Source organism: Pseudomonas sp. N2-3-1-14, assembly GCF_041228395.1.
GTDB lineage: Bacteria > Pseudomonadota > Gammaproteobacteria > Pseudomonadales > Pseudomonadaceae > Aquipseudomonas.
This window is the reverse complement of record NZ_CP166199.1, coordinates 5,295,937-5,319,839: the sequence shown is the minus strand read 5'-3', so window position 1 is coordinate 5,319,839 and position 23,903 is coordinate 5,295,937. Positions and strand designations below refer to the sequence as shown.

The 23,903-nt window shown below is 61.3% G+C and carries 22 protein-coding genes and 1 pseudogene; 13 read left to right on the top strand and 10 right to left on the bottom strand.

The annotated features are described in order from the left end of the window. Positions 1 to 74: 74 nt before the first annotated feature. From AB5I78_RS24675 to AB5I78_RS24665, 3 genes are read left to right on the top strand one after another with little or no spacing between them, the layout of a single operon-like run. Complete coding sequence (locus AB5I78_RS24675; RefSeq protein ID WP_106578168.1) at positions 75 to 641, top strand: YfiR family protein; 567 nt, start codon at positions 75 to 77, stop codon at positions 639 to 641. Next, positions 638 to 1,900, top strand: a complete 1,263-nt coding sequence (locus AB5I78_RS24670; RefSeq protein ID WP_369302193.1) for a diguanylate cyclase domain-containing protein — start codon at positions 638 to 640, stop codon at positions 1,898 to 1,900. The genes AB5I78_RS24675 and AB5I78_RS24670 overlap by 4 nt, the downstream gene beginning before the upstream one ends. 4 nt (positions 1,901 to 1,904) lie before the next feature. Continuing rightward, complete coding sequence (locus AB5I78_RS24665) at positions 1,905 to 2,396, top strand: OmpA family protein (protein ID WP_145164391.1); 492 nt, start codon at positions 1,905 to 1,907, stop codon at positions 2,394 to 2,396. 822 nt (positions 2,397 to 3,218) lie between these two features. Here the strand turns inward: AB5I78_RS24665 and AB5I78_RS24660 are convergent. Together AB5I78_RS24660 and AB5I78_RS24655 are read right to left on the bottom strand one after the other, a co-directional pair. Further along, on the bottom strand, positions 3,219 to 3,509 hold the full coding sequence (locus AB5I78_RS24660) for a DUF3077 domain-containing protein (protein ID WP_145164389.1): 291 nt from the start codon (positions 3,507 to 3,509) through the stop codon (positions 3,219 to 3,221). A 330-nt stretch (positions 3,510 to 3,839) separates the two neighbouring features. Next, positions 3,840 to 4,787 (bottom strand): LysR family transcriptional regulator, encoded by a 948-nt coding sequence (locus tag AB5I78_RS24655; protein WP_145164387.1) that lies wholly within the window; start codon positions 4,785 to 4,787, stop codon positions 3,840 to 3,842. Positions 4,788 to 4,916: 129 nt separating this feature from the next. Between AB5I78_RS24655 and AB5I78_RS24650 the strand changes: the two genes are divergently transcribed. After that, on the top strand, positions 4,917 to 6,434 hold the full coding sequence (locus AB5I78_RS24650; protein ID WP_369302192.1) for a CoA-acylating methylmalonate-semialdehyde dehydrogenase: 1,518 nt from the start codon (positions 4,917 to 4,919) through the stop codon (positions 6,432 to 6,434). A 14-nt stretch (positions 6,435 to 6,448) separates the two neighbouring features. Further along, positions 6,449 to 7,336 carry a 3-hydroxyisobutyrate dehydrogenase gene (mmsB, locus tag AB5I78_RS24645; protein ID WP_369302191.1) on the top strand — a complete coding sequence of 296 codons (888 nt, stop codon included), beginning with the start codon at positions 6,449 to 6,451 and terminating at the stop codon, positions 7,334 to 7,336. Positions 7,337 to 7,605: 269 nt separating this feature from the next. Here the strand turns inward: mmsB and AB5I78_RS24640 are convergent, their stop codons facing one another. Next, a complete protein-coding gene (locus AB5I78_RS24640) occupies positions 7,606 to 7,950 on the bottom strand; it encodes a cupin domain-containing protein (protein WP_010566207.1) in 345 nt (114 codons plus the stop codon). Positions 7,951 to 8,334: 384 nt separating this feature from the next. Between AB5I78_RS24640 and kynB the strand changes: the two genes are divergently transcribed. Together kynB and kynA are read left to right on the top strand one after the other, a co-directional pair. Continuing rightward, positions 8,335 to 8,985, top strand: a complete 651-nt coding sequence (gene kynB / locus AB5I78_RS24635) for an arylformamidase (protein WP_369302190.1) — start codon at positions 8,335 to 8,337, stop codon at positions 8,983 to 8,985. Further along, on the top strand, positions 8,982 to 9,839 hold the full coding sequence (gene kynA / locus AB5I78_RS24630) for a tryptophan 2,3-dioxygenase (RefSeq protein ID WP_242201155.1): 858 nt from the start codon (positions 8,982 to 8,984) through the stop codon (positions 9,837 to 9,839). Before kynB ends, kynA begins: the two co-directional genes overlap by 4 nt. A 142-nt stretch (positions 9,840 to 9,981) precedes the next feature. On the opposite strand, the gene AB5I78_RS24625 is transcribed toward kynA, so the two are convergent. The 4 genes and pseudogenes from AB5I78_RS24625 to antA form a co-directional block, all read right to left on the bottom strand. Next, complete coding sequence (locus AB5I78_RS24625) at positions 9,982 to 11,385, bottom strand: amino acid permease (RefSeq protein WP_262208900.1); 1,404 nt, start codon at positions 11,383 to 11,385, stop codon at positions 9,982 to 9,984. A 71-nt stretch (positions 11,386 to 11,456) separates the two neighbouring features. Then, entirely contained in the window at positions 11,457 to 12,464 is a 1,008-nt protein-coding gene (gene antC, locus AB5I78_RS24620; RefSeq protein WP_369302189.1) for an anthranilate 1,2-dioxygenase electron transfer component AntC, read from the bottom strand. 233 nt (positions 12,465 to 12,697) lie between these two features. Then, positions 12,698 to 13,188, bottom strand: a pseudogene (gene antB / locus AB5I78_RS24615) (anthranilate 1,2-dioxygenase small subunit). Continuing rightward, positions 13,188 to 14,579 carry an anthranilate 1,2-dioxygenase large subunit gene (gene antA / locus AB5I78_RS24610; RefSeq protein ID WP_369302188.1) on the bottom strand — a complete coding sequence of 464 codons (1,392 nt, stop codon included), beginning with the start codon at positions 14,577 to 14,579 and terminating at the stop codon, positions 13,188 to 13,190. The pseudogene antB and the gene antA overlap by 1 nt, the downstream one beginning before the upstream one ends. A gap of 327 nt (positions 14,580 to 14,906) precedes the next feature. On the opposite strand from antA, the gene AB5I78_RS24605 reads away from it, so the two are divergent. Beyond that, on the top strand, positions 14,907 to 15,899 hold the full coding sequence (locus AB5I78_RS24605) for a helix-turn-helix domain-containing protein (protein ID WP_145164368.1): 993 nt from the start codon (positions 14,907 to 14,909) through the stop codon (positions 15,897 to 15,899). 115 nt (positions 15,900 to 16,014) lie between these two features. Here the strand turns inward: AB5I78_RS24605 and AB5I78_RS24600 are convergent, their stop codons facing one another. Then, the gene (locus AB5I78_RS24600) at positions 16,015 to 16,890 is read right to left on the bottom strand and encodes a LysR family transcriptional regulator (RefSeq protein WP_242201149.1); all 876 of its coding nucleotides are present in this window, start codon (positions 16,888 to 16,890) and stop codon (positions 16,015 to 16,017) included. A gap of 114 nt (positions 16,891 to 17,004) precedes the next feature. Between AB5I78_RS24600 and AB5I78_RS24595 the strand changes: the two genes are divergently transcribed. From AB5I78_RS24595 to catA, 3 genes are read left to right on the top strand one after another with little or no spacing between them, the layout of a single operon-like run. Beyond that, complete coding sequence (locus tag AB5I78_RS24595; protein WP_369302187.1) at positions 17,005 to 18,132, top strand: muconate cycloisomerase family protein; 1,128 nt, start codon at positions 17,005 to 17,007, stop codon at positions 18,130 to 18,132. A gap of 12 nt (positions 18,133 to 18,144) precedes the next feature. Next, entirely contained in the window at positions 18,145 to 18,435 is a 291-nt protein-coding gene (catC, locus tag AB5I78_RS24590) for a muconolactone Delta-isomerase (RefSeq protein WP_369302186.1), read from the top strand. A 41-nt stretch (positions 18,436 to 18,476) separates the two neighbouring features. Further along, positions 18,477 to 19,406, top strand: a complete 930-nt coding sequence (catA, locus tag AB5I78_RS24585; RefSeq protein ID WP_145164362.1) for a catechol 1,2-dioxygenase — start codon at positions 18,477 to 18,479, stop codon at positions 19,404 to 19,406. 120 nt (positions 19,407 to 19,526) lie between these two features. Here catA and AB5I78_RS24580 read toward each other — a convergent pair whose 3' ends face one another. Next, positions 19,527 to 20,000 (bottom strand): Lrp/AsnC family transcriptional regulator, encoded by a 474-nt coding sequence (locus tag AB5I78_RS24580; protein ID WP_003194103.1) that lies wholly within the window; start codon positions 19,998 to 20,000, stop codon positions 19,527 to 19,529. A 144-nt stretch (positions 20,001 to 20,144) separates the two neighbouring features. On the opposite strand from AB5I78_RS24580, the gene kynU reads away from it, so the two are divergent. Together kynU and AB5I78_RS24570 are read left to right on the top strand one after the other, a co-directional pair. Beyond that, positions 20,145 to 21,395 (top strand): kynureninase, encoded by a 1,251-nt coding sequence (gene kynU / locus AB5I78_RS24575; RefSeq protein WP_369302185.1) that lies wholly within the window; start codon positions 20,145 to 20,147, stop codon positions 21,393 to 21,395. A gap of 139 nt (positions 21,396 to 21,534) precedes the next feature. Further along, positions 21,535 to 22,941, top strand: a complete 1,407-nt coding sequence (locus AB5I78_RS24570) for an amino acid permease (protein ID WP_369302184.1) — start codon at positions 21,535 to 21,537, stop codon at positions 22,939 to 22,941. On the opposite strand, the gene AB5I78_RS24565 is transcribed toward AB5I78_RS24570, so the two are convergent. After that, the gene (locus tag AB5I78_RS24565; RefSeq protein ID WP_369302183.1) at positions 22,887 to 23,777 is read right to left on the bottom strand and encodes a LysR substrate-binding domain-containing protein; all 891 of its coding nucleotides are present in this window, start codon (positions 23,775 to 23,777) and stop codon (positions 22,887 to 22,889) included. The two genes, AB5I78_RS24570 and AB5I78_RS24565, sit on opposite strands and share 55 nt — an antisense overlap. Positions 23,778 to 23,903: the final 126 nt, after the last annotated feature.

The following is a 23,903-nucleotide window of genomic DNA, read 5'->3' as shown; positions in this document are numbered from 1 at the left end:
CCCGGCTTCGCGGGGCCTTCCGCCGCTGTGCTATCGTTGCGGCATCACCCTGAAAAACTGAAGAGAATCGCTGCATGAACGTGGCTGTCTCGCCCACAGAGCGCAGTTTGAGCTGGAGACGCATGTTACTGGTGGCACTTCTGTGCGTGCTCGCCCCGCGAGCATTTGCCCAGGCCCCCGGCCCGGCAGACCAGCGCGCCCAGGCGGTGACGCAAGTGGTGCTCGGCATCCTCAGCTATGCACGCTGGCCGGTGGAGCCTGCGCAACTGCGCTTGTGCATCGTCGGCCCCACCCAATACACCGACGACCTGGTCAAAGGCACCACCCAGGCGACCGGCCGTCCGGTGGTGGTGCAGCGTTTGCTCGCCGATCATCCCGATATCGTCAGTGCCTGCGACGCCGTGTACATCGGCAAACTCAGCGCCGATGAACGCTCGCGGTTGTTTACCTCACTGATCGGCCATCCGGTGCTGAGCATCAGCGAAGGCGGCGACCAATGCACCGTGGGCAGCCTGTTCTGCCTGCGAGTGGGCGATGAGCAAGTGTCATTTGAGGTCAACCTGGACTCCGTCGCCCGCAGCGGCGTGCGCATTCACCCCAGCGTGTTGCAGTTGTCCCGCCGTCGAGCGCCTGCGTCATGAGAACCCCGAAAGCGCGGCCGACCTTGCGCTCCGTCATCGGCCGTGGGCATTTGATCCTGGCGTTGGTGGCCGTGACCCTGGCCAGTGTGTCCTTGACCCTGCTCGGCGTGCTGGCGCTGCGCGTGTATGCCGAGCACAACCTGCACCTGATCGCGCGCTCGATCAATTACACCGTGGAAGCGGCGGTGGTGTTCAACGACAGCGCCGCCGCCACTGAAGCACTCAGCCTGATTGCCTCCACCGAAGAAGTGGCCCAGGCCGAAGTCTTCGATGCCAGTGGCAAGCTGCTGGCGCAGTGGGAGCGGCCGGAAACCGGCATGCTGTCCGAGGTCGAACTGGCGCTGGCGCATGCCTTGCTCGAACAGCCCATCAGCCAGCCAATCCTGCACCAGGGGCAAACCGTGGGCAGCATTCACGTGGTCGGTCACGGCGGTAGCCTGCTGCGCTTTCTGCTCAGCGGCCTGGCCGGCATCGTGATTTGCACCGCCCTCAGCGCCTGGGTGGCGTTGTACTTGGCGCGGCGCCTGCTGCAAGGCATCACCAAACCGTTGCAAAGCCTGGCCGCGGTGGCCCATGCCGCCCGCAGCGAGCGAGACTTTGACCGACGCGTGCCACCGGCGCAGATCGCCGAACTCGACAGCCTGGGCAGCGACTTCAATGCCCTGCTCGGCGAGATGGAAGCCTGGCAAAGCCACCTGCAAAGTGAAAACGAAACCCTCGCTCACCAGGCCAGCCACGACAGCCTGACCGGCTTGCCCAACCGCGCGTATTTCGAGGGCCGGCTGATCCGCGCGCTGCGCAGCGCCGCCAAGGTCAATGAACGGGTCGCCGTGTTGTTTCTCGACAGCGACCGTTTCAAAGACATCAATGACAACTTCGGCCACGCCGCCGGCGATGCGGTGCTGGTGGCCGTCGCCGAGCGGGTGCGCGCGCAGTTGCGTGAAGATGACCTGGTGGCGCGCCTGGGCGGTGATGAGTTCGCGGTGCTGCTGGCGCCATTGCATAAAGCGGAGGATGCTCAGCGTATCGCCGACAAGATCATTGCCAGCATGGACACGCCGATCCCGGTGCCCGGCAACACCGAGGTGTTGACCTCCCTCAGTATCGGCATTGCCATCTACCCCGATCATGGCGCCACTCCCGGCACCTTGCTCAATGCCGCCGATGCGGCGATGTACCAGGCCAAACGCTTGTCCCAGGGCGGCCAGCAAACGGCGGATTCGGAGCCCACCGCCGCAAACGTTACCGACAGGAGTTGATCCCTTGTTCTCGACCGCGCGTTTCATGTTTATCACGTTACTGGTGGCATTCCTTGCCCTTGGCGGCTGCCAGACGGCCCCACCCAAAGGCCTGACACCGGCGCAAATCGCAGTCCTCAAACAGCAGGGTTTTGAACTGACTGACGAAGGATGGGCGTTTGGCCTCTCGGGCAAAGTGCTGTTTGGCAGCGACGTTGAAAGCCTCAACAAAGCCAGCACCGACATCGTTGAACGCATCGGCAAAGCCCTGGTCGGCGCCGGCATCGACCGCGTACGCGTCGACGGCCACACCGACGCCTCTGGCAAAGAAACCTACAACCAGCAACTGTCCCTGCGCCGCGCCAAAAGCGTGGGCAACGTGCTGACCGGTGTGGGCATGAAGGAAGAAAACATCCAGCTGCGCGGTTTGGGCAGCAGCGAGCCGGTGGCGCCGAACACCACGGTAGCGGGGCGCACCGAAAACCGGCGCGTGTCGATTGTGGTGATCGCGGACTGAGTGGGTTCACCTCTCTCAATCTGAAATGCCATCAAACTGTGGGAGCGGGCTTGCCGGCGATAGCGGTGTATCAGCAGCAATTAAGCTGACTGACCCACCGCCATCGCAGGCAAGCCAGCTCCCACACTGATTTGTGCCTGACGCAAAATTTCCCACCCGCCACAGCCCCAACTGTGGGAGCGGGCTTGCCCGCGAATGCGGTGTATCAGCCGCAAATAATCTGGCTGACCCACCGCCATCGCAGGCAAGCCAGCTCCCACACTGATTTGTGCCTGACGCAAAATTTCCCATCCGCCACAGTTCAAAAATGTGGGAGCGGGCTTGCTCGCGAATGCGGTGTATCAGCAGCAATTAAGCTGACTGACCCACCGCTATCGCAGGCAAGCCAGCTCCCACATTAATTGGTGCCTGACGCAAAATTTCCCATCCGCCACAGTTCAAAAATGTGGGAGCGGGCTTGCTCGCGAATGCGGTGTATCAGCCGCAGATAATCTGGCTAACCCACCGCCATCGCAGGCAAGCCAGCTCCCACACTGATTTGTACCTGACGCAAAATTTCCCACTCGGCACAGTCCCAACTGTGGGAGCGGGCTTGCTCGCGAATGCGGTGGATCAGCAGCAGATAATCTGACTGACCCACCGCCATCGCAGGCAAGCCAGCTCCCACACTGATTTGTGCCTGACGCAAAATTTCCCGACCGACACAGTCCAAAATGTGGGAGCGGGCTTGCCCGCGATGGCGGTCGTCCAGGCAATGATGTGTTGGCTGACCCACCGCATTCGTGAGCAAGCCCGCTCCCACCTTTATGCCGCAGTGTTCGCTTAACTGCCCGGCGTCATCGCCTGCGTCAGGTCATCCACCACGGCCTTGCCCATCTCACACAGGTAATGCGCGGCCCATGCGTATTGCTCGCCGCGCACATCCATGGCGGCTTCCATGGCGAGTTTCTTGGAGTAAAAAAGCAAGGTGGATGCGTGTTCCAGGGCTTGCTCAATCGGCATGCCGGCGTTGACGCGGAACAGGGGTTTTTGGTTTTCGCCGTAGTCGCCGAACGTGACGACGCCGAGGGTAGTGATGGAGGAAAGCGGTGGGTCGGGGACGATTTTGCTCATGACGATTGCTCTCTGCTGAAGTAGAGCCGCCACATCACATCGCTAAACATGAAGAGGGTGGCAGCTGTGTGCAGGTTAGCGATCCGGGCCAGAGCGCATCCCGGGTAGACTCGGAAGTCTCCCGCACACAGCCGCCATAAAACGCTAAAAGCTGGCGAGCGCCAGCTAATGCTATCGGGGCAATGTCACGCCTGAAACCCGGATCGCTAAACCCGATCGCTGATGTGCAGCGACCCAGGGAGGCTAGTGACCCAAACGGTAAGGCGCAATGGGCTAGAGAGTCTCTAGGAAACGTCCTGCAAATTAAAGCGAATCGTCATTGATGGCCCTTTAATCCGCGAACCTTATCTCCCGCGTTTCCCCCATCAACAACCCGGTGTTCTGCTCCGTCACCTCTCGGATGTAATCCCACAACAACGTAATCCGCTTCAACTTGCGCAAATCCTCCCGGCAATACATCCAGAACTGCCGCGTGATCGAAATCTGCTCCCCCAACACCGGCAACAGCCGCGGGTCCTGCGCGGCCAGAAAGCACGGCAATATCGCCATCGACCGCCCCTGCTGCGCGGCCACGTACTGTGCGATCACGCTGGTGCTGCGCAAACTCGCGCTGGCGCCCGGCACCACATTCGCCAGGTACAGCAGCTCCGAGCTGAACGCCAGGTCATCCACATAACTGATAAACGGGTGCTCAGCCAAATCCGCCGGCCGCTGGATGGGCGGGTGTTGGTCGAGGTAATCCTGGGTCGCGTAGAGCTGCAGTTTGTAGTCGCACAGCTTGCAGCACACATACGGCCCGTGTTCCGGGCGTTCCAGGGCGATGACGATGTCGGCTTCGCGCTTGGACAGGCTGATGAAGTGGGGCAGGGGCAGGATGTCGACCGAGATCGCGGGGTAGGTGTCGACAAAATGGCTGAGCTGCGGCGTAACGAAAAAACTGCCGAAACCCTCGGTGCAGCCCATGCGCACATGGCCGGACAGCGCCACGCCGGAGCCGGACACCTGCTCGCAAGCCATGTGCAGCGTGCTTTCGATGGACTCCGCGTAACCCAGCAAGCGCTGGCCTTCGGCGGTGAGCACGAAGCCGTTGGTCCGGGATTTTTCGAACAGCAGCGTGCCAAGCGACACTTCCAACGAGCTGATGCGCCGCGACACAGTGGTGTAGTCCACCGCCAGGCGTTTGGCGGCGACGCTGGCCTTGCGGGTGCGGGCCACTTCGAGGAAAAACTTCAGGTCATCCCAGTTCAGGGAGCCCAAGGACGTGATGTTTTTTTGCATATTGGACCGGCTTTTATGTGCGTTCTTATTAGAGATTTGCACATCTATACTCCAAAAACAGTCCGAACGCCTCATTCCCAAGGCGATTCACGCGCCTTGTCTCTGCATAACTACAAGATTGGAGACCACATGAACGCTTCTGCCGACATTTCCGTGCAACAGGTCAAGTTGCTGATCAACGGTGAATGGGTCGAGTCCAAGACCACCCATTGGCAAGACATCGTTAACCCGGCCACCCAGCAAGTGCTGGCCAAAGTCCCTTTCGCGACCGTCGATGAAGTCAACGCGGCCATCGACGCTGCCCATCAAGCCTTCCAGACCTGGAAGCTGACGCCGATCGGCGCGCGCATGCGCATCATGCTCAAGCTGCAGGCCTTGATCCGTGAACATTCCAAACGCATCGCTGTAGTCCTCAGTGCCGAGCAAGGTAAGACCATTGCCGATGCCGAAGGCGATATTTTCCGCGGCCTGGAAGTGGTCGAGCACGCGTGCTCAATCGGCACGTTGCAGATGGGCGAATTCGCCGAAAACGTCGCCGGTGGCGTCGACACCTACACCCTGCGCCAACCTATCGGTGTGTGCGCCGGTATTACCCCGTTCAACTTCCCGGCGATGATTCCGCTGTGGATGTTCCCGATGGCGATTGCCTGCGGTAACACCTTTGTACTCAAGCCGTCCGAGCAAGACCCGCTGTCGACCATGTTGCTGGTGGAGCTGGCGCTGGAAGCCGGTGTGCCCGCTGGCGTGCTCAACGTGGTACACGGCGGCAAGGATGTGGTGGATGCGCTGTGCACCCATAAAGACATCAAGGCCGTGTCCTTTGTCGGCTCGACCGCCGTCGGCACTCATGTGTACGACCTGGCCGGTAAACACGGCAAGCGCGTGCAGTCGATGATGGGCGCCAAGAACCACGCCGTGGTGCTGCCGGACGCCAACCGCGAACACACCCTGAATGCCTTGGTCGGTGCTGGTTTTGGCGCAGCGGGCCAGCGTTGCATGGCCACCTCGGTGGTGGTGCTGGTGGGCGCGGCCAAGCAATGGCTGCCGGACCTTAAAGCGCTGGCGCAAAAGCTCAAGGTTAATGCCGGCAGCGAAGCCGGTACGGATGTTGGCCCGGTGATTTCCAAGCGCGCCAAGGCGCGCATCCTGGAACTGATCGAAAGCGGCGTGAAAGAAGGCGCCAAGCTTGAGCTGGACGGCCGCGACATCAAGGTGCCGGGCTTCGAGCAAGGCAACTTTGTGGGCCCGACCCTGTTCTCGGGCGTGACCACGGACATGCAAATCTACACCCAGGAAATCTTCGGCCCGGTGCTGGTGGTGCTCGAAGTTGCCACGCTGGATGAAGCCATCGCGCTGGTCAACGCCAACCCGTTCGGCAACGGCACCGGCCTGTTCACCCAAAGTGGGGCGGCGGCGCGTAAGTTCCAGAGCGAAATCGATGTAGGCCAGGTCGGCATCAACATTCCGATTCCGGTGCCAGTGCCGTTCTTCAGCTTCACCGGTTCGCGTGGCTCCAAGCTCGGCGACCTCGGCCCGTACGGCAAGCAAGTGGTGCAGTTCTACACCCAGACCAAAACCGTCACGAGCCGCTGGTTCGACGACAACACGGTCAATGATGGCGTCAACACCACCATCAACCTGCGCTGATTCGGGAGACGACCATGAAGATTGCATTTATCGGCTTGGGCAACATGGGCGCGCCCATGGCCCGCAACCTGATCAAGGCCGGCCACGCGCTGAACCTGTTCGACCTGAACCAGACCGTGCTCAAGGAACTCGCCGAGCTGGGCGGCAGCATCAGCGACTCGCCGCGTAACGCAGCCCAAGGCGCTGAGCTGGTGATTACCATGCTGCCGGCGGCGGCCCATGTGCGCAGCGTGTGGCTGAATGAAGACGGGGTTTTGGCCGGCATCGGCAAAGGCGTACCGGCTGTGGATTGCAGCACCATCGACCCGCAAACTGCGCGCGATGTCGCTGCAGCGGCGGCCAAGCAAGGCGTGGTGATGGCCGATGCGCCTGTCTCCGGCGGCACCGGCGGCGCCAGCGCGGGCACGCTGACCTTCATGGTCGGCGCCACCCCGGAGCTGTTCGCCACCCTGCAGCCGGTGCTGGCGCAGATGGGCCGCAACATCGTGCATTGCGGCGATGTGGGCACCGGCCAGATCGCCAAGATCTGCAACAACCTGCTGCTCGGGATCAGCATGGTCGGCGTCAGCGAAGCCATGGCCCTGGGCGACGCGCTGGGCATCGACACCCAAGTGCTGGCCGGGATTATCAACAGCTCCACCGGGCGCTGCTGGAGTTCCGACACCTACAACCCCTGGCCGGGCGTGATTGAAACCGCGCCGTCGTCGCGGGGTTACACCGGTGGCTTTGGTGCCGACCTGATGCTCAAGGACCTGGGCCTGGCCACCGAAGCCGCGCGTCAAGCCAAACAACCGGTGATTCTGGGCGCTGTGGCCCAGCAGTTGTATCAATCGATGAGCCAGCGCGGGGAAGGCGGCAAGGACTTCTCGGCGATCATCAACAGCTATCGCAAGCCCCAGTAGAATGCCGAGCCCGCTTGCCTTAGCAAGCGGGCTTTCTATGGTAAACGGGCTTGTTTTGGCAGGCGGACTTGTTATGGCCAACGGGCTATTTGTGGCTGGCGGTTTTGTTGTGGCGAGCGGGCTTGCCCCGCGTTGGGCTGCGCAGCAGCCCCAATAAAGTCAACGCATTTTCCCAGCCAAACCGCGGTGCCTGGACCAGGGGCCGCTACGCAGCCCAACGCGGGGCAAGCCCGCTCGCCACAAGGAAGAAGTAGTCCGGGTTAGATCGCTCAGGCAAACACAAAATACTTACGCACCGTCTCAACCACTTCCCACGTCCCCTTCATCCCCGGCTCCACCACAAAGATATCCCCAGCCCGCAGGTGAATCGGCTCCAGGCCTTCTGGGGTGATCACGCAGTAGCCTTCCTGGAAATGGCAGTATTCCCACTTCACGTATTCCACGTACCACTTGCCCGGTGTGCAGATCCAGGTGCCCATGATTTTGCTGCCGTCTTCGCTGGTGTAGGCGTTGAGATTGACGGTGTGCGGGTCGCCTTCGAGTTTTTCCCATTTGCAGGCATCCAGGACCGGCAGTGGGTGGGTGTCGCGCAGTACGGTGATGGGCTTGGACATGATGGCTCCGAGGCAGGGAAGGGAAAGATGCACCCTAAGGCCTCGGGCGTTGTGCCAGTGGTCTGAACTCGACATCGGGATGCCCAGAAGCGCAGGCGAATGCGATTGCTCTGACTCATGCAGTCCCTGTGGGAGCGGGCTTGCTCGCGAAAGCGGTGGGTCAGCCCGCACCTGTATTGACTGGCACACCGCCTTCGCGAGCAAGCCCGCTCCCACATTGGATCTCCAGTGTTTGAGCTGCTTTGGTCAGACAAAATATTCGGGCGCCAATTCGGCATTTCCTCGCAGTAACTGCGAAAGAATTCCCGCCTGGCGCTGGAATTAGCAAGAAAATGCACGGCTGGCCCTCGTATCATTCACCCCAGAACGAGTGAGAGCCTTCAAATGAACCCAATAAAAACGTGGTGGGATATCAGCCCGCCCTTGAGCACGGCGACCCCGACCTGGCCGGGCGATACGCCGTTTCAGGAAGAGCGCGTGTGGCAGTTCGGCCCCGAGTGCCCGGTGAATGTGGGCCGCGTGACCTTTTCGCCGCACACCGGCGCGCATGTGGATGCGCCGCTGCATTACAGCGCTGACGGCGCGCCGATCGGCGACGTGTCGCTGGACGTGTACATGGGCCCGTGCCGGGTGTTGCATTGCCTGGGCAGTGGCACGCTGGTGCAGCCGCATCAGTTGGAAGGCCGTGTGGATAACTTGCCCGAGCGCGTGCTGCTGCGCACTTATCCACAAGCGCCGCTGACCGAATGGGATTCGAACTTCACCGCCATCGCGCCGCAAACCATCGAACTGCTCGCCAGCCTGGGCGTGCGCCTGATCGGTATCGATACGCCGTCCCTGGACCCGCAACAGTCCAAGACCATGGATTCGCACAACGCCGTGGCCCGCCATGGTATGGCGATTCTCGAAGGCATCGTGCTCGATGACGTGCCGGAGGGCGACTATGAATTGATCGCGCTGCCGCTGCGCTTTGCCAACCTGGACGCGAGCCCGGTGCGCGCCATCCTTCGCCCGCTCAAGGAGCCCACGCGATGAGCCAATGCCCCTTTTCACCTGATTACCAGCCCCCGGAAGAATGGCACAACGCCGAGCTGAATTTTTCCGAGTCGATGAGCTACGGCGACTACCTGGACCTGGGCAAAGTCCTCAGCGCCCAGCACCCGCTGTCGCCCGACCACAACGAAATGCTCTTTATCATCCAGCACCAGACGTCCGAGCTGTGGATGAAACTGATGCTCCACGAACTCAAGGCTGCCCGTGAACACGTGCGTCTGGGCGAGTTGCCGCCGGCGTTCAAGATGCTGGCGCGGGTGTCGCGGATCTTCGATCAACTGGTGCACGCCTGGGCGGTGTTGGCGACCATGACGCCGTCGGAATACAAGGCCATTCGCCCGTTCCTGGGGCAGTCGTCGGGGTTTCAGTCGTTCCAGTACCGCGAGATCGAATTTATCCTCGGCAATAAAAGCGCGGCGCTGTTGCGGCCTCACGCGCACCGGCCGCAGTTGTTGAACGAGTTGAAAGTGGCGATTGCCACGCCGTCGCTGTATGACGAGGCGGTCAACCTGATGGCGAAAGCCGGTTTGGCAATTGACCCCAAACGCGCCGAGCGCGACCCGACGGCGGCCACGGTTCACGATGAGTCGGTGGAAGCGGCCTGGCGTGAGGTGTATCGCGACCCGAGCCGGTATTGGGATTTGTATCAGTTGGCCGAAAAGTTTATCGACCTGGAGGATTCGTTCCGCCAGTGGCGCTTCAGGCATGTGACCACGGTGGAGCGGATCATCGGCTTTCAACCCGGTACGGGCGGCACCGAGGGCGTGGGGTATTTGCGCAAGATGCTCGACACGGTGCTGTTTCCCGAGTTGTGGCGAGTGCGTTCCACGCTATAAAAAAAGCCCCGGAATCCCGGGGCTTTTTCATGACCAATGCAAGCGAATGTGGGAGGGGGCTTGCCCCCGATGGCAGTGGGTCAGGCACTGCATCCGGTGTCCGACCCACCGCCGTCGCGGGCAAGCCCGGCTCCCACAGGGATCATTGTGCATTCGCTAAGGCGCTACCTTTTTTGATCCGCATCCGGTAGGCAATGTAGATAATCCCCACCCACACCGGCATCGCATACACCGACTCGCGAATGCCATCGATCGCCAGCATCACGCTGACAATCATCACCATGAACGCCAGGCACAGGTAGTTGCTGAACGGGAACCAGAAGGTCTTGAACGACGGCGTCACGCCTTGCTCGCCCATGGCCTTGCGGAACTTGATGTGAGTGATGCTGATCAGCGCCCAGTTGATCATCAGCGAGGCAACCACCAGCGCAAACAGCAACTCCAGGGCGCTCTTGGGCGCGACGTAGTTGACCACCACGCACAGCATCGTCACCAGTGCCGAAATCGCCAGGGCGCGCAGCGGCACGCCTTGTTTGTTGAGCTTCATCAGCGCTTTGGGCGCGTCGCCTTGCTCGGCCAGGCCGAACAGCATGCGGCTGTTGCAGTACACGCCGCTGTTGTACACCGACAGCGCCGCGGTCAGCACGACGAAGTTGAGGATGTGCGCGGCGGTGTCGTTACCAATCAGCGAGAAGATCTGCACAAACGGGCTGCCGCTGTAGGCATCGCCCGACGCGCCGAGGGTTTGCAGCAGTTGATCCCACGGGTACAGCGACAGCAAGACGGTCAGGGCGCCGACGTAGAAAATCAGGATCCGGTACACCACTTGGTTGATGGCTTTGGGGATCACTTTGCGCGGCTCGCTGGCCTCGGCGGCGGTAATGCCCACCAGCTCCAGGCCACCAAACGAGAACATGATAAAGGCCATCGACATCAACAGCCCCATGCCGCCATTGGGGAAGAACCCGCCGTGACTCCACAGGTTGCTCACCGAGGCTTGTGGGCCGCCGGTGCCGCTGAACAGCAGGTAACAGCCGAGCACGATCATGCCGACAATTGCCACCACCTTGATGATCGCGAACCAGAACTCGGCTTCACCGAAGAACTTCACGTTGAGGGTGTTGATCAGGTTGACCGCGACAAAGAACACCAGCGCGCTGACCCAGGTCGGAATCTCCGGCCACCAGAACTGGATGTACTTGCCCACGGCGGTCAGTTCGGCCATGCCCACCAGCACGTAGAGCACCCAGTAGTTCCAGCCGGCCAGGAAGCCTGCGTAGCCGCCCCAGTATTTGTGTGCGAAGTGGCTGAAGGAGCCGGCCACCGGCTCTTCGACGATCATCTCGCCGAGCTGGCGCATGATCAGGAAGGCGATGAAACCGGCGATCGCGTACCCCAGGATCATCGACGGGCCCGCCGACTTGAGCACCCCGGCCGAGCCGAGGAACAACCCCGTGCCAATCGCCCCTCCCAAGGCAATCAGCTGAATATGCCGGTTCTTCAGGCCACGCTTGAGGCCTACCGGGTTAACCATGTCATCCGCCATTAACATTCCCTTCTACTTGTTTTTCTCAGGGTTGATTGCACGCCGCACCCGCCCCTCAAAGTACTGAGGGGTCAGATATTACTCTGCGTAAACTTTTCGTAATACAGCTGAACGCCAACAAGTGCCTGATCCAGCAGCCATTGTTGGATGGATTCGACCATCGGAGGGGGGCCGCACACGTACATATCCGCCGATTGGTCCCGCAATTCGGCCAGGTCGAAATGCTCGGTGAGGTAACCGCGCTTGCCGGGCCACTCGGGCGACGGGTCACTCAGCACTTGGGTGTATCGAAAACCCGGGAGTTTCGACGCGTAGGCTTCAATGCGTGTTGCCTCGCACAGATCCTCGGCGCCACGTACGCCGTAGTACAGGTGCACCGGCTGCTCACAACCGTTGGCCGCCAGTTCATCGAGCATGCCCAGCAACGCCGACAACCCGGTGCCGCCGGCCACCAGCACCAGCGGCTGGGTGACATGCCGCAGGTAAAACGCGCCCAACGGTGCTTCCATCAGCACTTCATCACCGACCTGGCAGCGCTCACGCAGGTAGTTGCTCATGACGCCATCGGGCAGCAGGCGCACCAGAAACTGCAGCGGGTTACCCGGCCGGTTGGCGAAGGAGTACGAGCGCCAGCTGTCGGTGCCGGGCACCGACAAGCGAGCGTACTGGCCCGGCAGGAAGTCCAGCGGCGCCTCCACCTGCACGTGCAAAATGGCCGTGCTGGCCGAGACCAACTGCACCGCACTCACGGTGCCGCGCACCTGCACCGGCCCCGGCGCATTGCACAGGCTCGAATCGAAATCGAAGTAAAACGTTGCATCGGACTTCACGCGGGTCTGGCAGCTGAGCATTTTACGTTGCTGCAGGTCGAGGCTGGAGAGCGCTTCCTCGTCGACATAATCCTGGCTGTAGTCGCCCGACTCGCAACGGCCCTGGCAGGTGCCGCACACGCCTTCACGGCAATCCAGCGGGATCTTGATGCCGTTGCGCAGGGCCGCGTCCAACAGGATTTCGTTGGCGCCCACCGGGAAAAACAGGGTTTTGCCGTCGGCAAAGCTGAAGGCTACTTTGTGATTCATCCGCATAACTCCGCGTATCTGATGTGATGGCTGACGAGTGAGCTTTTGTGGCGAGCGGGCCTGCTGTGGCGAGCGGGCTTGCTGTGGCGAGCGGGCTTGCCCCGCGTTGGGCTGCGAAGCGGCCCCAATTAAAGTCACCGCATTTTTTGCGTCAAACCGCAGTGGCTGGACCAGGGGCCGCTTCGCGCCCCAACGCGGGGCAAGCCCGCTCGCCACAACAAGCCCAGGCATGGTCAAAGGTGATAAAAATCCAGCACCGAATTGATGGTGTCGTTGAGCAGCAGGGCGTGCTTGCGGGTGATCAGCCAGCTGTCGCCATGGGCTTTGAGGCTGTAGGTGGCGCTGCCATAGAACTGCTCCGACATGGCCAGCCGATAGAACAGCGTGTGCCAGTTCAACTTCACTTCCAGCAGCCCGCCGGTTGCTCGGCAATCCGCACGTTATTGATCAGGTGCAAGGTGCGCGGCATTGGCGTGGCTGACGCCGCCTTGCCGGTGCGCAGGCGGAACACGCGGTCTTCCAGGCCCGAACGGTTGGCGTAATAGATCAACGACATCTCGCGCTTGGGGTCGCGGGTGTAGACGTGTTCCGAGTCCCATTGCGGCAGGTGGAACTCACTCTGCGGGTCGAACAGCTGCACATAGGCGTCCCAGTCCTGGGCGTCGCACAGTTCGGATTTACGGTAGAAAAACTGCTCGATCTGGTACTGCAATTGCGCATTCATCACTTCACCTCCCGCAGCTTCAGCGCGTGTTGGTCCAGGCCGTTAAGCAGGAACTGCTGCCAATTGCGGTGCTGGTTGACGTACAGGCCTTCATGGGTGAATTCGGTGCCGGTCATCGCCGGTTGGATGCCGATGGCTTCGCTGTTCGGCGTGGGCCCGGTTTCCCAGCGGTGGCTGCCGCGCGAGATGTCGCTCCAGCGTTCCAGGCGGCCCTGGAAACCACGCTGGGCTTCGCGAAATTCCACCAGGTCATCCGGCGTGCCCATGCCGGACACGTTGAAGAAGTCCTCAAACTGGCGGATACGGTTTTCGCGGTCGGCATCCGACTCGTTCTTCACGCCCAGGCACTGGCTGATGATTTCGGTCTTGTTCCACGCCACCGGGCGGATGATGCGCAGCTGCGAGCTGATCTGGTCGAGGAAGAACAGGCTCGGGTAGATGTTCAGGTTGCGCAGGCGGTGCATCATCCACTCGGCCTTCTGCTGGCCGTGCTCTTGCACCAGGCGCGGCATGATGGTGGCGTAGCCGGACCGCACACTTGGGTTGGGCATGTCGCTGAACAACAGGCTGTGGCCATTGTTGAAGGCGAACCAACCGTCGTCGGTGTTGGCATCGCCCGCGCCGAGTTTGCTGTAGTCCAGCGTGCTGGCGGAGCCGCTGCCGTTTTCGGTGTTCACCTGCTGGCGATGCTGCACCGTGGCCACGTAGTTGTAGTGCACGGTGCTGACGTGATAACCGTCGAGGCCGTTTTCGTTCTGCAGTTTCCAGTTGCCGTCGTAGGTGTAGGCGGATTTGCCCGGCAGCACTTCCAGCTCACCGGTGGCAGACTGCGCGACCATCATGTCGAAGAACACTTTGGCGTCGCCGAGAAAGTCCTCCAGGCTGTCGCGGCCATTCACGTCCAGGCTGATAAACACAAAGCCCTTGTAGCTTTCGATGCGGGCTTTCTTCAGGCCACGCGTGGCCTTGTCGAAACCTTCCGGGTATTCCCCCGGCGCCTTGACCTTCACCAGCCGGCCGTCGCTCTTGTAGCACCAGGCGTGGAACGGGCAAGTAAAGGTGGATTGGTTGCCTTTGCCGACGCGCGTCAGCGTGGTGCCGCGGTGCTGGCAGGCGTTGATCAGCGCATTCAGTTGGCCTTCGCCATCGCGGGTGATGATCATCGGCTGGCGCCCGGCGCGCATCGTCACGAAGTCGTGGTTATTGGCCAGTTCGCTTTCGTGGCAGGCGTAGATCCAGTTCTTTTCGAAGATCAGTTCCATCTCCAGGTCGAACAGTTGCGGCTCGGTGAACATGTCCCGGGCGATGCGGAACACGGCGTCCGCCGGGCGAAAATCCAGGCAGCTTTCGATAAACGTTTTCCACTGCTCGACGCTTCTTGCACCACTCATGGGAGGCACCTTTTTTGATAGGGGCTAATCGGTGGTTCATTAGAGGCAGCGCGGCAGGGTGTGGGCTATCCGCTTAATGGGCAGAGATGGGCCGCATAGTTGGGCGCGCATCGTTGGGCAGCAAATACCCAGTTCGGTGCAGCGAGGTGACGCGATGCGCTACTGTCATACCAAGGGAACGTCGCAAAAACCTGCGGCTTATCCACATAGTCGACCGTTGCTATCCACCCCGTTGCATTACGGCGCGCGTGGCGTAGAACTTGCTGTCGATTGTCAACGACGCGCCGCCAGAGCGCGCAACCGCCTAACCGCCGTGGGTGCACCCTGATGAGTAGCCATACACGCGAAATCCATATTCAACGCTTCGACCTGGAAGGCGCCCGCAGCTGGATGTCCGGCATTTGTGGGCCACACCGCCTGGCGACGTCGACGCCGGAGCGCCTGCGCTTTCACCACAGCGCCAATGTGTTCAAGTCCCGCGCTACCACCTTGGGCGTGATCGAGTACGGCACGGACGTGACCATCGGCATCGAAGACGCCGAGCACTTCAGCAGCTACAGCCTGAGCCTGCCGTTGGTGGGCGAGCAGGAATTGAGCAAGAACGGCGAGCGGCTGAGTTCCAATCGCGACCAGGGCGTGATCCTCTCGCCCAACGAGCATCAGGTGCTGGCGATCTCCGGTGATTGCCGCAAGTTGCAGGTGGTGATCACCCGCGCGGCGATGAGTGAATCCCTGGAAGGCTTGCTGCAACGGCCGATTGAGGCACCGCTGCGCTTTGAGTCGGTGATGGACGCGGTGGAGGGGGCTTCAGCGTCGTGGTGGCGCATGGCGCGGTATTTCATTGCCGAGCTTGAGCGCAGCAGCGAGTTGTATGAGCAGGCGGCCTTTACGCGTGACCTGGAAAGCTCGTTGATCAAAGGCTTGATCCTCGCCCAGCCGAATAACTATTCAGAAGAGCTGCGCGACGTGCTGGGCGTGAAGCTGCCGCACTACCTGATTCGTGCGCGGCAGTACATCCACGACAACGCCCGCGAGGCGGTGCATCTGGAAGACCTGGAAGCGGCTGCGGGCGTGTCGCGGTTCAAGCTGTTCGATGCGTTTCGCAAGTACTTTGCGCTGTCGCCCATGGCGTACCTGAAGAAGTACCGGTTGGGCGCGGTGCGTCAGGAAATCCTTGAGCAGGGGTCTACTCGGACCATTTCCGAAATGGCCCTGGGTTGGGGCTTTACCCATTTGGGACGGTTCTCTGCGGAGTACCGCAAGCTCTTCGACGAATCCCCCAGCCAAACCCTGCAACGCAAGCGCCTGCGCAGCCTTTGAAAACAATGAAGATCAAACTGTGGGAGCTGGCTTGCCTGCGATAGCGGTGGTGAATGTTCCACCGCCATCGCAGGCAAGCCAGCTCCCACAGGGGATTTGTGGTGCGCGGGAGATCTCAGATCAACTCTTCCACCAACTGCAAACAATGACTGAGCCCCGGCGACTGATCATTCACCCGTTGGCTGAGAATGATCGGCGAGGTCGCGGTGCTTTCCACAATCGGCGTGTAGCCGATATCCGCGCGGTGCAGCACTTGCACCGACGCCGGCACCAGCGTCACGCCCATGCCGGCGCCGACCAGGCCGATGGCGGTTTGCAACTCGTTGGTCCACTGCGCCACCTTGAGGCTTAGGCCGTGGGCATCGAACAGCGCAATCACATGGTCGGCATAGCTGGGGCGCGGGTTGCCGGGGTAGAGCACAAACGGTTCGGCGGCCAATTGGGCGAGGGTCGCGGGCGCACCCAGCAGCGGGTGGCCGGCGGGCAGTACGGCGACCAGTCGATCCTCCACCAGCACACGCTGGACGATGGCCGGGTCGTCGATGCGAATGCGCCCGAAGCCCACGTCAATACGGCCGGCTTTCAGCGCTTCGACCTGCTGCAAAGTGGTCATCTCCGACAAGCCCAATTCCAGCTCCAGCACCGCATCGTTGCGCAGCCGCCGAATCAACTCCGGCAGCACGCCGTACAAGGTCGACGGCGCAAAGCCGATGCCCAGCCAGGTCTTTTCGCCCTGGCCAATGCGGCGCGTGGTGTCGCAAACCTTGCCCAGTTGCTCGAGCAGCACATTGGCGTGTTCATAGAAAAACCGCCCGGCTGCGGTCAGCCGCAGCGGTCGGCCACGTTCAAGCAGAATCACCCCCAGTTCGTCTTCCAATTGCTGGATCTGCCGACTCAACGGCGGCTGGGCGATGTGCAGGCGTTCGGCGGCGCGGGTGAAGTTCAGCGTTTCACCCAGCACCTGGAAATAGCGCAGATGACGCAGTTCCATGGCGGCTCCTTTCATACCTTGAGGGTATTGTGCGAGACCCATTCTATATTGGAAGCCACAAAAAATACGGCACAGAATCGGCTCAAACCTATAAAGAACCCCACGGGTATAGCCATGCCGATTTGCGCCATCGAGTCGATTGAAACGGTCATCGTCGACCTCCCCACCATCCGCCCGCACAAGCTGGCAATGCACACGATGCAAAACCAGACGTTGGTGATCATCCGCCTGCGCTGCGCCGACGGCATCGAGGGCATCGGTGAGGCCACCACCATCGGCGGTCTGAGCTACGGCAACGAAAGCCCTGACAGCATCAAGGTCAACATCGACCGCCACTTCGCGCCGCTGTTGATTGGCCAGGACGCGAGCAACATCAACGCGGCCATGTTGCGCCTGGAGCGCAGCATTCGTGGCAACACCTTTGCCAAGTCCGGCATCGAAAGCGCGTTGCTCGATGCGCTGGGCAAACGGCTTGACTTGCCCGTCAGCGAGCTGCTCGGTGGGCGGGTGCGGGATGCCTTGCCGGTGGCCTGGACCCTGGCCAGCGGCAACACTGCGCAGGACATTGCCGAAGCGGAAAAGATGCTCGACCTGCGCCGTCACCGCATCTTCAAATTGAAGATCGGCGCCGGTGAGGTTGGCCGCGACCTGGCCCACGTGATCGCGATCAAAAAAGCCCTGGGCGAGCGCGCCAGTGTGCGCGTTGACGTTAACCAGGCGTGGGACGAAGCCGTGGCCCTGCGTGCGTGCAAGGTGCTCGGCGACAACGGCATCGACCTGATCGAACAACCGATTTCGCGCAACAACCGCAGCGGCATGGCTCGGCTGAATCTATCGAGCCCGGCGCCGATCATGGCCGACGAGTCCATCGAGTGCGTGGAGGATGCCTTCAACCTGGCCCGCGAAGGCGCAGCCTCGGTGTTCGCGCTGAAGATCGCCAAGAACGGCGGCCCGCGCGCCGTGTTGCGCACCGCCGCCATCGCCGAAGCGGCCGGTATCGGCCTGTACGGCGGCACCATGCTCGAAGGCAGCATCGGCACCCTGGCCTCGGCGCATGCCTTCCTGACCTTGAACAAGCTGGCGTGGGACACCGAACTGTTTGGCCCGTTGCTGCTCACCGAAGACATCCTCACCGAGCCGCCGGTGTACCGCGATTTTGCGCTGCATGTCTCCACCGCGCCGGGCCTTGGCCTGGCTATCGATGAAGAGCGTCTGGCGTTCTTCCGCCGTGACAACCACTAAGAGGCGCCCGCCATGTTGTTCCACGTAAAAATGACCGTGAACCTGCCGCTGGACATGAACCCTGAGCGCGCGGCTGGCCTGAAAGCCGAAGAAAAAGCCCTGGCGCAGCGCCTGCAGCAGGAGGGCAAATGGCGCCATCTGTGGCGCATCGCCGGGCATTACGCCAACTACAGCGTGTTCGACGTCGACAGCGTGCAAGACCTGCACGACCTGCTGATGCAGCTGCCGCTTTTCCCTTACATGGCCATCGAAGTGAATGCCTTGTGCCGCCACCCTTCGTCGATCCGTGAGGACGACCGCTGAGCCTGTTTTGCACCCAATAATGACAAGATGAGGATTGCACCATGTCCATCCGACTTTCCCAGACTGCCCACGCCCAAGCGTTTCTCGAAGAAGCCAGCGGCAATCATAATGACGCTGGCAACCCGCGCGCCAAAGCGCTGATCTACCGGATCCTGCGCGACACGGTGAACATCATCGAAGACCTGGAAGTGACCCCGCAAGAGTTCTGGAAGGCGGTCAATTACCTCAATGAGCTGGGCAAACATCAGGAGGCCGGCTTACTCGCTGCCGGCTTGGGCCTGGAGCATTACCTGGATCTGCTGATGGACGCCGCCGACGAAGAAGCCGGCAAATCCGGCGGCACGCCGCGCACCATCGAAGGCCCGCTGTATGTGGCCGGGGCGCCGCTGAGCCAATACGAAGCGCGACTGGATGATGGCAAGGACGACGCGGTGCCGCTGTTTATGCGCGGGCAAGTGCGCGACACCGATGGCAAGCCATTGGCGGGTGCAATTGTGGATGTGTGGCAGGCCAATACCGGTGGCACCTATTCATGGTTTGACCCGACGCAGTCGGAGTTCAACCTGCGCCGGCGCATCGAGACCGATGCCCAGGGCAACTACCGCTTTCGCAGCATCGTGCCATCCGGCTACGGCTGCCCGCCGACCGGGCCGACTCAACAGCTGCTCGACCAACTGGGCCGCCATGGGCAGCGGCCGGCGCATATTCACTTCTTTATCTCGGCGCCGGGGCATCGGCATTTGACCACCCAGATCAACCTGTCGGACGACCCGTACCTGCACGATGACTTTGCCTATGCGACACGGGATGAGTTGATTGCGGAAATTCGCTTCAGTGACGATCAGCAACTGGCGCGGGAGTTTGGCGTGGAAGGGCGCTTTGCGCAGATTGATTTTGACTTTGAGCTGCAACGGGCTGATGCGCCGGTAGAGCAAAAACGCATGCAACGCGTGCGCGCCTTGGAAGACTGAACACGCATAAAAATGTGGGAGCTGGCTTGCCTGCGATGGCATCAACTCGGTGTATCTGATGCACCGAGGTGTCTGCATCGCAGGCAAGCCAGCTCCCACATTTGAATTGAGGTGTTGCTGCTATTTGCGCAGGACCAAGTCCAACACCTCATCCCGATCCTTGATCTTCTGCAACACAATCTCCGAGCGAATATCCATCACCCCCGCCGTGCGGTTCAGGTGGTTCACGATAAAGTCCGAAAAGTGCTTCAAATTCCGCGCCTGCACCCGCAACACATAGTTGCTCGCGCCGGTAATCACGTACGCGCTGGCCACCTCCGGCCAGCCTTGCACCTTTTTGATAAACGTCTCGTGCCAATCCTCCACGTCCTGGCGCAAGGACAGGTGCACGATGGCTTCCAGCTCGATTCCCAACTGTTCGGCATTCAGCACCGCGCGGTAGCCGCTGATGATTCCCTCGCTCTCGAGCAGGCGCAAACGGCGCAGGCAGGCGGAGGGCGACAGGGCGACTTTTTCGGCCAGTTCCTGGTTGCTGATGCGGCCATCCTGTTGCAGAAAATGCAGGAGGCGCAGGTCGGTGGCGTCGAGAATCATGCTTAGAATAAATCCGCGTGTTTTGGGGTTAAATTCGAATTTCCTACAGCTTAATTAGCCTGTTACCCACCACTTTGCACGAAAATTCTCTAAAGCTTCGTTCATTATTTGCTCCATCTTCACTTATAAAAATCAGGACAGCCCATGACCACCCGAAGCCACTGCCAAGCCCTCGACGCTCAGGACCCGCTGGCGCCACTGCGTCGTCAGTTCGCCTTGCCTGAGGGCGTGATCTACCTCGACGGCAACTCCCTCGGCGCCCGCCCGGTGGCGGCGTTGGCGCGGGCGCAGCAGGTGATCGCCCAAGAGTGGGGCAATGGCTTGATTCGCAGCTGGAACAGCGCCGGCTGGGCAGATCTGTCCCAGCGCCTGGGCAATCGCCTGGCGCCCTTGATCGGCGCGCGCGACGGCGAAGTGGTGATCACCGATACCACCTCCATCAACCTGTTCAAGGTACTCAGCGCCGCGTTGAGCGTGCAGCGCCAGCGCCAGCCGAGCCGTAAGGTGATCGTCAGCGAGGCGAGCAACTTCCCCACCGACCTGTACATCGCCGAAGGCCTGGCCGAGTTGCTGCAGCAGGGTTATTCATTGCGACTGGTGAACAGCCCCGATGAACTGCCGCAGGCTATCGACCAGGACGTGGCGGTGGTGATGCTCACCCACGTCAACTATAAAACCGGCTACATGTACGACATGCAGGCGCTCACCGCCTTGAGCCACGAATGTGGCGCGCTGAGCCTCTGGGACCTGGCGCATTCGGCGGGCGCGGTGCCCATCGACTTGCACACGGCGCGGGCCGATTACGCGATTGGCTGTACTTACAAATACCTCAATGGCGGGCCGGGTTCCCAGGCGTTTGTGTGGGTCAATCCGCTGCTGGTGGACGTGGTGCGCCAGCCCTTGTCGGGTTGGTTCGGGCATACCCGGCAGTTCGCGATGGAAGCTCAATACGCGCCGAGCGCGGGCATTGCGCGCTACCTGTGCGGCACGCAGCCGATCACTTCGCTGGCCATGGTCGAATGCGGCCTGGAGATTTTTGCCCAGACCGACATGGCCAGCCTGCGGACTAAATCCCTGGCGTTGACTGACCTGTTTATCGCGCTGGTCGAAGCCCGCTGCGCCGCCCATGGCCTGGTGCTGATTACCCCGCGCGAGCACGCCAGGCGCGGCAGCCATGTGAGCTTCGAGCACCCCGAAGGTTACGCGGTGATCCAGGCGCTGATCGCTCGGGGCGTGATTGGTGATTACCGCGAGCCGCGCATCATGCGGTTTGGTTTTACGCCGTTGTACACGAGCTTTACCGAGGTGTGGGATGCCGTGGAGATCCTCGGCGACATCCTCGACAACGGCACCTGGGACCAGCCGCAGTTCAAGGTCCGCAACAGCGTCACCTGATTCAACGCGGATTAAAAATGTGGGAGCTGGCTTGCCTGCGATAGCGTCAGTGAATTCACCACCGCTATCGCAGGCAAGCCAGCTCCCACAGGGTTCGGCACCGGCAGTAACAAATCACAATAATAAAGGGGCACACCACGTGACCACACCCGACAACGGTTTTGCAGAGATCACTCACCGCGAACTGGGCCTGCGGCGCCAGCTCACTTCCGGCCAGATGAGTATGATCGCCATCGGTGGCGCCATCGGCACCGGGCTGTTCATGGGCAGCGCCTATGCCATCGGCTATGCCGGGCCCAGCGTGCTGGTGAGCTACGCCATCGGCGCGCTGATCACCTTGCTGTTGATGGGCTGCCTGGCGGAGATGACGGTGGCGCATTCCACCTCGGGCTCATTCGGCGCGTACGCCGAGTTCTACATCAGCCCGCTGGCCGGGTTTCTGGTGCGTTACGCCTACTGGGCCGCGATTGTGCTGGCGGTGGGCGCCGAGGTCACGGCGGTGGCGATGTACATGAAGTACTGGTTTGCCAACGTGCCGGAATGGGTGTGGATCGTGTCGTTTTCCAGCGTGCTGATCCTGCTCAATGCGATCAGCGTGAAGACCTTCGGCAATTTCGAATACTGGTTCTCCACGATCAAGATCAGCGCCATCGTCGGCTTCATCATCCTTGCGGTGTACGTGGTGTTCGGCTCCGGCAACCCGGCGTACGGCGTGCAGAACTACACCGCCCACGACGGCTTTTTCCCGCATGGCTTGAGCGGCATGTGGATCGCGGTGATCGTGTCGATCTTCAGTTACTTGAGCGTGGAGATGATCGCGGTGGCCGCCGGTGAAGCCGCCGACCCGGAACAGGCAGTGAAGAAAGCCTTTCGCGCGACCATCGTGCGGCTGGTGGTGTTTTACCTGCTGACCCTGGCGCTGATGCTGGCCATCGTGCCGTGGAACCAGGCCGGTCAGACCCAGAGCCCGTTCGTCACGGTGATGCAGACCATCGGCATTCCCGGCGCCACCGGGGTAATGAATTTTGTGATTCTGATTGCGGCGCTGTCGGCGATGAACAGCCAGCTCTACATCACCACACGCATGATGTTCAGCCTCTCGCGCGCAGGCTTTGCGCCCAAGTCGATGGGCGCGTTGAGCAAGAGCGGGATTCCGCTGAATGCGTTGCTGCTGTCCAGCTCGGGCATTGCCCTGGCGACCTTGCTGAACGTGGTGTACCCGGAAAGCTCGTTTACGCTGATGATGGCGATCTCAATGTTTGGCGCGATCTTCACCTGGTTCATGATCTTCCTCACGCACCTGTTCTTCCGCCGTTATCGCAAGCGTCATGGCGGGGCGAAGTTGTCGTTCCAACTGCGCCTGTTCCCTTACAGCACGCTGCTGGGCCTGGTGTTGATGGGCGCGGTGATGATCACCACGTATTTCACCGAGGCGTTCAAGATGACGCTGGTGTTTGGCGTGCCGTTCCTGATGATTCTGTCGGCGGTGTATTACGGGTTTTTCCGCAAGGGCAGGGCGAGGGCGTCGAACAAAGCCTTGGCGTAACCGGGCAATTGTTCGAAGGAGCGCGCGCACAACAGCAGCGTGCGGCGGGCCCACTCTTCTTGCAGCGGTTGGGCTTTGAAGCGGCGCTGCAGCGGCCAGCGCTCCAGTGTCGCTTGGGGCACGATGCCCAGGCCGGCGCCGCCCGCGACCATGCGAATCAACCCATCAAAACCATCGGCGCGGATGCGGGTTTGCAGGCGAAAGCCCGCGTGCAGCGCCTGTTCCTCCAAATACACCGCCAATGCGCTGTTGGCGGCCAGGCCGACGTAGTCGTATTGCAGGCTGTCGATGAAACTCGCGGTCGTCAGCGGATGGTCGAGGGGCATGATCAGTACGAGCGGGTCGTCGCGAAACGGCAGGGTTTGCAGGCCGTGGGTGTCCACTGCGTCGGAAATGATGCCCAGGTCCGCGGTGCCCTGGCGCAAGGCCTGTGTGATGCGCAGGCTCGGCAGTTCTTGCAGGTCGATATCGAGGTTGGGGTGTTCGCGCAGAAAATCGGCAAGCAATTCCGGCAGGTATTCACTCAGGGCGGTGGTGTTGCACAGCAGGCGCACCTGGCCTTTGACGCCACTGGCGTATTCGGCGAGGTCTTGTTGCAGGTGTTCGGCTTGTTGCAGCAGCAAGCGCGCGTGGCGGGCCAGGGCTTTGCCCGCGGGTGTGGGTGTGACGCCCCGGCGGCCGCGCTCAAGAAATTCGATGCCCAATGACGCTTCCATCGCACGGATGCGCGCACTGGCGGCGGCCAGGGATAAATGGCTGCGCGCCGCGCCGGCGGTGATGTTGCCGGTGTCGAGGATGTGCAGGTAGAGGCGCAGGTCGATCAGGTCAAAGTGCATGGCCGGGGTTCTCGGGTGACTGGACGGGCCTCATCGCAGGCAAGCCAGCTCCCACATTTAGATTTGTGAACACAGTTCAAATGTGGGAGCTGGCTTGCCTGCGATAGCGATCTTAGCCTCACGCAA